Below are 12,586 nucleotides of genomic sequence, written 5' to 3'. Positions count from 1 at the left end.
GAGTGAAGCACTATTCTTAAAATACATAATAAAAACCTCATTTAGATACGTTACGGTGAACCGTAGCATAAGTAATAGCAAACTATAAAAGGCTAAAAATTGATGTTAATAATATGACTATGGATATTTATGTATTTAATCTAAAATTCCCCTTAAACGTTTCTTTGAAACGTATTTTTCCTTCTGTAATGGAGGAAAGAGCTGATGGAAGAAATGAAACAATTAGGTCCGAATGATGCAGAACAAATATTTAAACTACCAAATTGGGTGAACATTAACACTGTATGTAACCAAACCGAAAAACGAATACAATAATATTTATTTCCGCTATTTGATCTAAGTGACTACCAAGCTTCAAACATAAAAAAAATGGTTCGTTATTCTCAAATAAAGTCTTTATGAAATGTATCCAACTAATGTTTTATTGAATTGAGCAAGAGTACGTCATTTACATATGCATGAACGCTGGATAACAAACTCAATAGTTGTCTAGCGTTCTTTTTTTATTTGTTCTCCATGTCCTTTTTCTCAACTTCCATATATATGAAAGGCAGAAGGCAGTGAGCTAATGGAAGATCTCAGAATGGTCAGGTTAGATTTATAGGCTCTGTCTCTTTTAGATGAGATCCAGCTCAGAACTGCTTTTAATAAAGGGAAAAGTTTGGAGGCGTACAGATGAGCCAAGCTATTAATCAATGAAAGTCCAATTATGATTATTCCGTCTTTGGCTTTGAAGATGGGGTTGAATGAGGCGGTGGTTTTGCAGCAGATCCATTATTGGCTCGTAAAAAGTTCACATATGATGGAGGGGAGGAAGTGGATTTATAACACGTACAAGGAGTGGCAGATGCAGTTGCCGTTTTGGTCGGAAAGTACGATTAAGCGGACGATTAAGTCGCTGGAGAATCAAGGCTATTTAATTTCGGGGAATTTTAATCGTTCAAAAATGGATCAAACGAAGTGGTACAGCATTGACTATGAGAAGCTTGGCGAATTGGAAAGGGTCGGTAAAACGCTTAGTGAGCAGCTGTCTAGCCAGATTGAGCCAAACAGTGCTTCAGATTGCGCCGAACAAGGGAGCAGGATGACACAAGCAATACCAGAGATTACTTCAGAGATTACAACAGAGAAAAATAATATCCCTTTTTCCGAAGTGATTCAATACTTGAATGACAAAACGAATGCATCCTATAAAGCGGGCACGAGAAAAACAATGGAGTTAATTCGTGCACGTTGGAAGGAAGGATTTACGCTGGGTGATTTTAAAAAGGTGGTTGACCTAAAGACGGCAGAGTGGCTGAATGATCCGAATTGGAATAAATATCTCAGGCCCGAGACGTTGTTTGGGACAAAGTTTGAATCGTATTTAAACCAGAAATCGCCGAAGAAACAGTGGCGGGAGGAGGATTTTGATTTAGATGACTAAGCGCGAGGCATTTACTTTATTGGCGTTGATATCTGTCTATTACGAGCAGTTTGAATTGGATCAGGAAAAGGTAGATTCTTGGCATAAAATCTTGAAAGACTATACAGTTGATCAGCTCCGGGAAAATTTGCTTGCTTATGTCGCAGAATCTCCTTACCCTCCGAAGGTTTCGGATTTGATCAAGAAACCGGCAGTCGTTTCACGGGCCATTCCGAATTGTGCAGATACAGCATACATTTTAAAAATAGACTGGAAACCAGCAAGTGAGGAAGTGGTAAAGAGGGAGCTTGCGAAAATGAGAGAAATTTTAGGCATCAGCAGGGGGGAGGGATGATGCAAGAATTCGAGCTTTTTAATCAGGAGGCGGAAGAGGCTGTCGTTGGTTCGTTATTTTTAGAAGAAGGATTAGTAAAAGACTGCACGATCAGGCCAGAGCAATTGTACTTGAAAAAATTACAGCGCCTTTTTGCAGCGATTAAGTGTCTTAATGAGAAGGGAAAGCCGATTGACGTCATTTCTGTTGTTGAAGAGATTGTCACGCAGAATCTCGAAAGCATAGGAGGCATCAGTTACATAACTAAGCTTGCTGGCAGTGTGCCAACGACCGCCAATTTTCGCTTTTATCAAGATACAGTCAAAGAATATTATCAAAAGCGGAAAGCAGTCGAAATTGCAGGCAGAATCAGGAATGATGCTAGGTTTGCGGATATTGCGACAACGCTGCGCGAGGGCATCCATGACTTAATGCTGATAGAAGATCATCTTGGCGATGACGATCTTGGCGAAATTATGTCTTCTTTAGTAGATTTGTATTCCGATTGCGGAAAGGATCTCGGTGAAATAACAGGGATACCATCCGGCTTTAAGAAGGTTGATCGACTGACAGGAGGGTTTCAAGAGTCGGATTTAATTGTTGTCGGGGCAAGGCCGAGTGTCGGGAAAACAGCCTTTGCTTTAAATATTGCGCTAAATGCCTCGAAAAACGATATTGCGCTTATTTTTTCACTGGAAATGTTAAAAAAGCAGCTGTTGAAGAGAGCGGCTAGCTGCAATGGCAGGATCAGCTCGATGAAAATGAGGAATCCAAAAAGGCTTTTTAATGAGATGGATTGGGAGCAGTTCTCTGATGCGATGGGGAATATATCAAAGGCCAATCTACATATTTTTGACAAAGCAGGCATGGACATGAACTATATTTGGTCAAAGGTGCGGAAGGTGAGAAGGGAGTACGGAGAGCAGAAAAGAATCCTTGTCGTGATTGATTATTTGCAATTAATTGTCGGCGATCCGAAGCATAAATCGAATCGGCAAGCAGAAATCAGTGAAATTAGCAGGGGGCTAAAGCAAATGGCGCGAGAATTGAATGTCGCCGTCATTGCGCTTTCCCAGCTTAGCCGGGGCGTCGAAAGCCGGCAGGATAAACGCCCGATGCTTTCTGACCTGCGGGAAAGCGGCCAAATCGAACAAGATGCCGATGTCATCGCATTTCTTTACCGCGATGACTATTATCATAAACAATCAGAGCAGAAGAACATCATCGAAATCATCCTCGCCAAACAGCGGAATGGTCCGATTGGAACGATTGAGCTTGCTTTTGTGAAGGAATACGGGCGGTTTGCGGATTTGTCATCAGGTTCCTAAAGAATTTTTTTCATGGAGGAATATGATTATATGGCGTCAAACTATTAGCTTGATAATCCTCTAATCTCGGTCCAATAGAATTACTCAATAGGCCCGAGGGCTTGGAAATCCACTAATCTCGGTCCAATAGGAGCACTCAATAGGCCAAAGAGCTTGTAAATCCACTAATCTCGATCCAATAGAAGCATTCAATAGGCCTGATAGCTTAGAAAACTACTAATCTCGGTCCAATAGAAGTACCCAATTGGCCCAAGGGCTCGGAAATCCACTAATCTCGGTCCAATAGAAGCACTCAATAGGCCCGAGAGCTTGATAATACACTAATCTCGGTCCAATAGAAGTACCCAATAGGCCCGAGATCTTGTAAATCCGCTAAAATCGGTCCAATAGGAGCGCTCCATAGTCCCGAGATCTTGAAAATCCACTAATCTCGGTCCAATAGAAGCACTCCATAGGCCCGAGATCTTGGTAATCCACTAATCTTGGTCCAATAGAAGCACTCCATAGGCCCGGAATCTTGAAAATCCACTAAAATCGGTCCAATAGAGGCATTCAATAGGCCCAAGATCTTGTAAATCCACTAATCTCGGTTCAATAGAAGTACCCTATAGGCCCAAGTGCTTGGAAATCCACTAATCTTGGTCCAATAGGAGCACTCAATAGTCCCGAGAGCTAGGAAATCCACAAATATCGGTCCAATAGGAGCGCTCCATAGTCCCGAGATCTTGGAAATCCACTAAAATCGGTCCAATAGAAGTATCCAATAGGCCCAAGATCTTGAAAATCCACTACTCTTGGTCCAATAGAAGCACTCCATAGTCCCGAGATCTTGGAAATCCACTAATCTCGGTCCAATAGGAGCACTCAATTGTCCCAAGATCTTGTAAATCCACAAATCTTGGTCCAATAGAAGCACTCAATAAAGTTTTAGTTGAAAAACTTTTGCACTATTCCTATAATCTAGTTATTAGAATAGTAAATGATTGATTTGAAAATTCCTATTATTCGAAAAAGTGTTTGACAAATAAATTTATCATGGTAGTATGTAGTCAAATGAGAAATTAATTGAATACACAATTTTTACCACTAGGGGTGCCTTAGGTAAATAATAAGCTGAAAAAGAAATCACATGCTTATTTTTACCAAAAGGGCTGAGATTAAAGTATTGCTTTAAGACTCTTAGAACCTGATCTGGACTATACCAGCGTAGGGAAGTGGGATTGACGGTTAATCGTCTAGTATTTTTTAATACAACCACTTTCTTTATGAGAAAGTGGTTTTTTATTTGCAGAAATTGAGGTGATCGATGGGATGGGGTTACGTGGTTCATCAATATTCATGATTGAGTCAACTTCTGAAATATTAAATTGGAGGGAGAAAATATGACATTTTCAAAGGAAATTCGTAGAGAAGTCGATCACATTTGGAATGCAAGCTTTGATCACCCATTCGTAAAGGGAATTGGTGATGGGACATTGCCATTAGAGTGTTTTCGTTATTATGTCATGCAGGATGCTTACTATTTATCACATTTTGCAAGAGTTCAAGCTTTAGGTGCAGTGAAAGCAGTGGATCTACATACAACGAGTCGCCTAGCAAGTCATGCACAAGGAACATATGAAGCTGAATTAAGGCTTCATGAGAATTTTTCAAATAGACTGGGCATTACAGAAGAAGAAAAGAAAAACTTTAAGCCTGCACCTACGGCATATGCATACACATCACATATGTATCGTGCAGCCTATTCAGGTCATTTAGGCGACATCATTGCTGCTATCTTGCCTTGCTACTGGTTGTACTATGAAATCGGTGAGAGACTTCAAGGTTGTACACCAGAAGAACCAATTTATCAAGAGTGGATCGCTGCATATGGAGGCAATTGGTTCCGTACATTGGTGGAGGAACAAATTAATAGAATAGATGAGATCGCTGAAAAGGTGACAGAAACAGATAGGGAACGAATGAAAGAGCATTTTATACTCAGTAGTCAATATGAGTACTCTTTTTGGGAAATGGCGCACCGTTTAGAAACTTGGCCGATCCAAAACCAAAATGGCGTTTCAACACCATCATTTACTACGGAGGCAAAATCGTACAATTAAATAAAACTAGCACAATAAGGCGGTGTGAGTGAAGCCAGGTCTCGTTAATTTTTGAAGCCGACTTGGTCTGTTTTCGAGCCAATCGGCCTACTTGCTCCGCTCCGCCCCTTTACTTCATTAAAGAACAACTTGAAGTGTCATTATCGAGGAGATGATCGTATGACTAAAGGGTTAAAATTGACGGATATATTAGTGACAATCGTGATTGCTATTGCATTTGGCATTGTTTATATCCTTTGGGGTTCTGTGTATTATGCCGTAAAGCCATTCGGTTTACATGTAGATCAATTTCTGTATGGCATGTGGTTTATTGCTGCTACCGTTGCGTTTTTGATTATTCGAAAACCTGGTGTTGCCTTGCTTGCGGAAATTGCGGCAGCGTCAGGGGAATTCATTTTAGGATCCCCGTGGGGGTTAACTGTTCTACTATATGGCGTTGTCCAAGGATTGTTTGCAGAGATGATATTTGCTGCTTTTAGGTATAAACGATTTAATATCTCGGTCGTTGTGTTAGCTGCCATTGGTTCATGCATTGGATCGATCGTGATGGATTTTGCCTATTCAGAAATTGGCGACCTTGTTGCTTGGAATTTAACACTGTTTATGATCGCTAGATTTTTAGGTTCAATTCTATTTGCAGGTGTATTCGCTTACTATCTTGTGAAAGTTTTAGAAGCAACAGGCGTAACAAATCTTGTTCGTCCAGCTTCAAGTAAGGATTATCAGGCACTTGATCAAAAGTAAGGATGGATAAGCATGGAACGAGTAGTACATGTTGAAAAGTTAAGATTGAAATTCCCGGGGGAAGATTCTTTATTATTTAAGGATTTATCCGCTTCTTTCTCAAAAGGGGAGAAGGTTCTTTTGCTAGGACCATCCGGTTGTGGAAAGTCGACGTTTTTACAAGTATTAAGTGGACTGATCCCTCATTCCATTGAAGTCCCTATGAAAGCAGAAGAACATAAATGTTCTTCTTCATGGGGGTATGTTTTTCAAGATCCAGATAGTCAGTTTTGTATGCCATTTGTCGATGAAGAAATCGCTTTCGTCCTTGAAAATATGGAAATTCCGCAACATCAAATGAAAGAACGAATTCATTATCACCTGCAGCAGGTTGGGTTAAACCTTGAAGATATCCACACAAGCATTCATACATTATCAGGTGGGATGAAACAACGTTTAGCCATTGCATCGATCTTGGCACTGGAACCAGATGTGTTATTTTTGGATGAGCCGACAGCTATGCTTGACCCTGAGGGTACGAAAGAAATTTGGCAGGTTTTAAAAGAAGTGGGTAAAGACAAGACGGTCATTATTGTGGAACATAAAATTGATCACGTCTTAGAATTTATTGACCGAATTGTGCTTTTTAATGAAGAAGGTCAGATTATGGCAGATGGGCCAAAGGAAACCATCCTTGCCATGTACAAGAGTGAAATGAAAGAACAAGGAATCTGGTTTCCAGGTGTTTGGGAAGAGTATGTAAAGGACAACCACCCCATACGTGAGAAGGCACAATTTGAAAATAGGGAGACGGTTTTATATTTGCAGGATTTTAAAGGATTACGGCAAAAACAATCAAAAATTTTCGTTGAAGAATTTCAGGCGTATTCAGGAGAATGGATTGTTGTAAGAGGGAAAAATGGTGCAGGAAAAAGCACATTCCTTCATGCATTAATGCAATTTATTAAGACAACGGGACAATATGAGTTAGCTGATACGTCTATTAAAAAAGTAAAACAATTAACTGATATGATGACGTTTGTTTTTCAAAATCCCGAATTTCAATTTGTGACGAACTCAGTATATGAAGAAATCGCTTACTCCTTACGGTTAGATAAAATGGCTGTCCCGGAAATAGACCAACAAGTCAAAGAACTTCTTGACTTGTTCCATCTAGCAGAACATTGGGAAAAACATCCTTATCAATTATCTATGGGGCAAAAGCGCCGCTTAAGTGTTGCAGCCTCCATTGTGAAGGAACAGAAGCTCATTCTTTTAGACGAACCGACCTTTGGGCAGGATTCAAGAAATACGTTTGCCTTGCTTGAATTGATTGAGGACTATCGAAGGCAAGGTGCGACAATCATTATGGTTACGCATGATGATCATATTACTAGAAACTTTGCCACAAGAGTTTTAACGATTAAAGATGGGATAGTAATCAGTGATAAAAAGGTAACGCATAATCGTTTCCTGGAGCCTGAATTAGTATCGGTATAAAGGGGGCGATGGCATGCAAATGGATTTATCAAGTAAGGAAACATGGCTTCACCGGATTAATCCAAGTGTAAAGCTAGCTGTATTGATCGTGTTATTTATCGCGGTGTTATTTATTCATGACTTGAATTTTTTGATTAACTTGACCATCGCGGTATTTATCTTATTTTTGTGTTATACAGGCCACCCAATAAAACGCATTCTCTTATTTTTAATTCCATTTTTGGCGATTTTTTTATCTACGTCTATTTCAATGATTTTATTTGGAAAGGGGGAAACAACTTGGTTTAAGTGGGGGCTTGTGCATATTTCGAAAGAAAGTTTTTTAAGAGGATTACTAGTTGGCTCTCGGGCAATCGTTTTTGCAGCACTAGGATTAACCTTTGCCTTAACAACTAGACCCGTGTACTTGTTTTATTCCTTAATGCAGCAAGTCAAGCTTAAACCTAAATATGCCTATAGCTTTATGGCAGGATTACGGCTAATTCCGATCATGATGGAGGAATTTCAAACGATCCAAAATGCGATGAAGGTACGTGGGGTAGAAAGGCAAAAAGGAATACGTTCGCTTTATTTTAAAATCAAAGCGTATTCGATTCCGATGTTATCCGGAAGTATTAGACGTGCACATCGGATCGCTGTAGCGATGGAGGCAAAACGGTTTTCGGATACAAGGAATCGAACGTACTATTATGCAATTGGATTTTCCAAAATTGATCTCGTATTCATTTCATACTTTGCCCTACTGCTTTTGGCAGGGTATTATGTTTCCATTCATTTCCCTTATTTAGTCATTTAGAAGTTTATTCTATACAAAGGAGTTTTCCAACATGGCTTCATCTGAGCTTCACATTATTTCGACTGGGAAACAGCCAATTGAAAAACTTGCTGAGATTGCAACAGAAATTCAAGAGTATGTCGATTTTTTCCACCTTAGGGAAAAGCAGATGAGTGCTTTACAACTCTACCAAGCTGTAAACATATTAACGGAAAAAAATATTCCACTTTCAAAAATTATTATTAACGATCGAGTGGATGTAGCTTGGACAATGAAGACCTTTGGAGTACAGCTTGCCTTTCACAGTTTAGATTCTGGGGTCGTAAAGCAAGCATTCCCGGGAATTCGAGTAGGCAGCTCGATACATTCAGTTAATGAAGCTAAAGAGGTATCCGAAAAAGGTGTTGATTATGCGATTTACGGGCATGTGTTTCCAACAAACTCAAAACTAGATCTCCCCCCTAAGGGTATAGAGGGACTTAAAGAAATCACGGGGAGTACTAGTATGCCAATCATTGCAATCGGGGGAATAAAACCTTCTAATTGCAGCTTCGTACTAGAAGCTGGTGCAAAAGGGATAGCTGTTATGTCAGGCGTCCTTGAAGCAGAGGATCCGTTACAAGCTGTGAAAGAGTATTCTAAAGCTTTAGGAAAGAGGGTGTAAGATGGGCTGCATATATGACGCCATCATTGTAGGAGGTGGTGTAAATGGAGGAGCTATTGCTTATAATCTAGCAAAACGAGGTAAAAAGGTCCTGATATTGGAAAAAGATAGGCTTTCTAGCAAATCATCTGGTGCGGCTGCCGGAATGTTAGGCGCACAAGCCGAGCTAGAAGAAGATGGACCACTTTTTCAACTGGCTAAAAGGAGCAGGGGGATGTTTCCGTCTCTGTCAGGTGAATTAAAAGAAATAAGTGGGATCGATATCGAATTCGTCAACAAGGGAATGTTTAAGGTAGCACTTACTAGTGAGCAAGAGGCAGAGTTAAAGAGGATTATCGACATTCAACGAAGTGCAGGAGAGGAGGCGGAATGGTTTTCAACAGCTGAATTAAGAATCTATGAAACACAACTCTCTGATGCTATTAGAGGGGCAATGTATATCTCTAAAGATGGCCATGTCTCTGCCTATCAGCTAGCCATTGCCTTTGCAAAATCGGCTGCTATTCTTGGGGCTGAAATAAAGGAATTCGTAACAGTGCATTCTTTCCGCATCGAAAATTCAAGGGTTAAAGGTGTTGTTACAAGTGAAGGGGAATTTTTAAGCGAAAATGTCATCGTAGCAAGTGGTGCTTGGAGCAGCCACCTTCTTCGGGAGGCAGGGGTTAGGCTTGATACCTATCCAGTAAAAGGGGAATGTTTTTCCGTTAAAACACATCGGCCATTGCTGGAAAAAACAATTTTTTCACAGGGGTGCTATATTGTACCAAAAGTTGGAGGGAGAATCATCGTTGGTGCAACGATGATCCCCCATACATTCGACCAAAAAGTAAGTCTAGAAGGAATTTCAACTTTAATGGAAAAAGCAAAGCAGCTTATCCCTGCTATAACTGAAGCAGAGTGGGAAAAAGCATGGGCAGGTATCCGGCCCCAAACAGGAGATGGCCTGCCATATATTGGTGAACACCCAGAATATCATGGGATTTTCATTGCAACGGGTCACTTTAGAAATGGAATTTTACTTTCTCCAGTTACTGGAGAGCTGATAGCAGATTTGGTAGAAAGAAAGGCTGTTCCTGAATTGTCTGCATTCAGGGTGGAGCGTTCTTTAAAAATGATTGTTTCATAAATGAGGTGAAAAACGTGGAATTAGTTATTAATGGGGACTTCGTAAAAGTTCCTGCTGAAATTGGAACGGTTTCAGAGCTATTGCAACATTTTAGCTTAGATCAAAAGGTAGTGATTGTGGAATTAAATCAGGATATTTTAGAAAAAGGAAATCATCAGGAAACACGCCTGTCCAATGGGGACAGAGTTGAAATAGTCCATTTTGTAGGAGGCGGATGACATGTTAAAAATCGGTCCATATCAATTTAATTCAAGATTATTACTAGGTACAGGGAAATATCCAAATTTCGATATTCAAAAGGAAGCAGTAGAAGTGTCAGAAACAGAAATTTTAACATTTGCTGTTCGAAGAATGAATATTTTCGAAGCGAGCCAGCCCAATTTTTTAGAAAAGCTGGATCTACAAAAATATACACTTCTCCCAAATACGGCAGGGGCAAAAACGGCAGAAGAAGCGGTTCGAATTGCGAAACTTGCAAAGGCATCTGGTCTTTGCGATATGATTAAAGTAGAAGTGATTGGCTGTCAAAAAACATTGCTTCCTGATCCAGTAGAAACGCTAAAGGCATCGGAAGAATTGGTAAAAGAAGGGTTTATTGTGTTACCGTATACGTCAGATGATGTTCTGCTGGCCAAACGCTTAGAAGAATTAGGCTGTCATGCGATTATGCCTGGTGCGTCTCCGATTGGTTCAGGGCAGGGAATTATCAATCCATTGAATATACGGTTTATTATTGAACAGTCGAATGTCCCAGTCATTGTAGACGCTGGTATTGGATCACCTTCAGATGCTGCCATTGCCATGGAGCTAGGTGCAGACGCAGTTCTTCTTAACACAGCTGTATCAGGTGCAAAGGATCCGGTCAAAATGGCAAAAGCAATGAAACTCGCCATTGAGGCAGGTCGATTTGGATATGAGGCGGGCCGAATTCCGAAGAAAGAGTATGCAACCGCAAGCAGCCCGCTGGAAGGGATGAGTATTGGGTGAGTGAACGCTATTCACGTCAAGAATTATTTGCGCCTATTGGAATAGAAGGCCAAAGCAAAATTCGAAAGAAACACGTTTTAGTGATTGGAGTAGGGGCGCTTGGAACTGGAAGTTCTGAAGCGCTCGTTCGAGCAGGGGTCGGAAAGCTAACAATAGTTGATCGGGATTATGTGGAGTGGAGCAATCTCCAAAGACAGCAGCTTTTTTGCGAAGAAGATGCTGAAAAACGAACGCCAAAAGCTGTAGCTGCTGCGAGAAGATTGAAATTAGTGAATTCGGATGTGGACATAGAATCTTTTGTTCTAGATGTAACACCAGAAGAGATGGAGAGTCTTGTTGACGGTGTCGATTTAATTATGGATGCGACTGATAACTTTGATACGAGAATGCTAATTAATGATATTTCTCAAAAATACAAGATTCCATGGATTTATGGAGCCTGTGTTGGAAGTTATGGGATTAGTTATACGATTATTCCAGGGGTCACTCCATGTTTAAATTGTTTACTAGAAACGGTTCCACTTGGTGGCTTAACTTGTGATACGGCAGGAATTATTAGTCCTGCCGTTCAAATGGTTGTTTCAAACCAGGTAACAGAAGCTTTAAAAATTCTTGTGGAAGATTACGATTCCCTTAGAAGCAAACTCGTTTCATTTGATTTATGGAAGAACCAGCATACATCCATTAATGTAGCAAAAGTTAAAAAAGACAGCTGCTTGTCATGTGGAACAGAGCGAACATATCCAAATCTTTCTTATTCAAATCGAACAAAAACAGCGGTTTTATGCGGGCGGGACACCGTGCAGATTCGCCCACCAGAGAGAATGGAAAGAGATCTGGAACATCTTGAAAAGATCCTCCAAGTCCAAGGAGGAAAAATAGAACGAAATCCATATTTACTTTCCTTTGCGATAGGAATCCATCGATTAGTTATTTTTAAAGATGGTCGTGTCCTCATTCACGGAACGAAAGATATTGCGGAAGCGAAAACGTTGTATCATCGTTATTTAGGTTAAATGGAAAGTGGATGGAGCGGCTGTAAATGCGATAAGTCTGGCTAAGCAACCGAATAAGACTTTTGATAACTGAACGAAAAAAGCTGCTATGAAGCTAACAGAATTCCTCTTAGCCCTATCAATATGGAACATTCTTTCCATAATGATAGGGCTAGCAAACGTAGCTCATTAGGTACGCTCAATTTTTGAGGAATTAATTTCGATGGCAGTTTTCGCAAACTTTGTTATTTTTGTATAAAAAGAGAATATTCCCCTTCATTGGTAACTTAATAAACGGATTAGGGCCTCAAAAATCCATCTTAATACTGATCAACCACCAAAAAATTTGTTGTTAGAGATATAATCTGTCTAATAGAACTGTTTAATGAGCCCGAAAAGTGGATTTACAGCGATATCTGTCCAATAGAACCGTTCAATGAGCCCGAAAAATGGAATTACAGCGATATCTGTCCAATAGAACCGTTCAATGAGCCCGAAAAGTGGAATATACAGCGATATCTGTCCAATAGAACCGTTCAATGAGCCCGAAAAGTGGAATATACAGCGATATCTGTCCAATAGAACTGTCAAGTCCTTGTTTTTGTGTAAATTCACCGGCAAGTGCTTTCAACCTAGACCCTTTCATT

At 40.2% G+C, this 12,586-nt stretch carries 12 protein-coding genes and 1 riboswitch; all 12 genes read left to right on the top strand.

Going from position 1 to position 12,586, the window contains the following annotated elements:
- The first annotated feature begins 847 nt into the window (after positions 1 to 847).
- The gene (locus tag BGM26_RS07310; protein WP_254119113.1) at positions 848 to 1,426 is read left to right on the top strand and encodes a conserved phage C-terminal domain-containing protein; all 579 of its coding nucleotides are present in this window, start codon (positions 848 to 850) and stop codon (positions 1,424 to 1,426) included.
- Complete coding sequence (locus BGM26_RS07305; RefSeq protein WP_217039105.1) at positions 1,419 to 1,760, top strand: replicative helicase loader/inhibitor; 342 nt, start codon at positions 1,419 to 1,421, stop codon at positions 1,758 to 1,760. Before BGM26_RS07310 ends, BGM26_RS07305 begins: the two co-directional genes overlap by 8 nt.
- A complete protein-coding gene (gene dnaB, locus BGM26_RS07300; RefSeq protein ID WP_217039103.1) occupies positions 1,760 to 3,067 on the top strand; it encodes a replicative DNA helicase in 1,308 nt (435 codons plus the stop codon). Before BGM26_RS07305 ends, dnaB begins: the two co-directional genes overlap by 1 nt.
- A gap of 1,078 nt (positions 3,068 to 4,145) precedes the next feature.
- Positions 4,146 to 4,297, top strand: a riboswitch (TPP riboswitch).
- Positions 4,298 to 4,449: 152 nt separating this feature from the next.
- Entirely contained in the window at positions 4,450 to 5,169 is a 720-nt protein-coding gene (tenA, locus tag BGM26_RS07295; RefSeq protein WP_217039102.1) for a thiaminase II, read from the top strand.
- A gap of 159 nt (positions 5,170 to 5,328) precedes the next feature.
- On the top strand, positions 5,329 to 5,913 hold the full coding sequence (locus tag BGM26_RS07290) for an ECF transporter S component (protein ID WP_217039101.1): 585 nt from the start codon (positions 5,329 to 5,331) through the stop codon (positions 5,911 to 5,913).
- Positions 5,914 to 5,925: 12 nt separating this feature from the next.
- Entirely contained in the window at positions 5,926 to 7,392 is a 1,467-nt protein-coding gene (locus tag BGM26_RS07285; RefSeq protein ID WP_217039100.1) for an ABC transporter ATP-binding protein, read from the top strand.
- 13 nt (positions 7,393 to 7,405) lie between these two features.
- Positions 7,406 to 8,188, top strand: coding sequence for an energy-coupling factor transporter transmembrane component T family protein (locus BGM26_RS07280; RefSeq protein ID WP_217039099.1), 783 nt, complete (start codon positions 7,406 to 7,408; stop codon positions 8,186 to 8,188).
- Positions 8,189 to 8,219: 31 nt separating this feature from the next.
- Complete coding sequence (locus BGM26_RS07275) at positions 8,220 to 8,831, top strand: thiamine phosphate synthase (RefSeq protein WP_217039097.1); 612 nt, start codon at positions 8,220 to 8,222, stop codon at positions 8,829 to 8,831.
- Between the two features lies 1 nt (position 8,832).
- A complete protein-coding gene (gene thiO / locus BGM26_RS07270) occupies positions 8,833 to 9,957 on the top strand; it encodes a glycine oxidase ThiO (RefSeq protein WP_217039095.1) in 1,125 nt (374 codons plus the stop codon).
- A gap of 14 nt (positions 9,958 to 9,971) precedes the next feature.
- Positions 9,972 to 10,175: a sulfur carrier protein ThiS gene (thiS, locus tag BGM26_RS07265; RefSeq protein ID WP_217039093.1), complete on the top strand. Its 204-nt coding sequence runs from the start codon at positions 9,972 to 9,974 to the stop codon at positions 10,173 to 10,175.
- A 1-nt stretch (position 10,176) separates the two neighbouring features.
- Positions 10,177 to 10,944, top strand: coding sequence for a thiazole synthase (locus BGM26_RS07260; protein WP_217039090.1), 768 nt, complete (start codon positions 10,177 to 10,179; stop codon positions 10,942 to 10,944).
- A complete protein-coding gene (locus BGM26_RS07255) occupies positions 10,941 to 11,960 on the top strand; it encodes a thiazole biosynthesis adenylyltransferase ThiF (RefSeq protein WP_217039088.1) in 1,020 nt (339 codons plus the stop codon). The genes BGM26_RS07260 and BGM26_RS07255 overlap by 4 nt, the downstream gene beginning before the upstream one ends.
- Positions 11,961 to 12,586: the final 626 nt, after the last annotated feature.

The organism is Bacillus sp. FJAT-29790 (assembly GCF_019039215.1).
GTDB lineage: Bacteria > Bacillota > Bacilli > Bacillales > Cytobacillaceae > Cytobacillus.
Note: the sequence above shows the minus strand (reverse complement) of the source record. Positions and strands in the feature narration are given on the sequence as shown.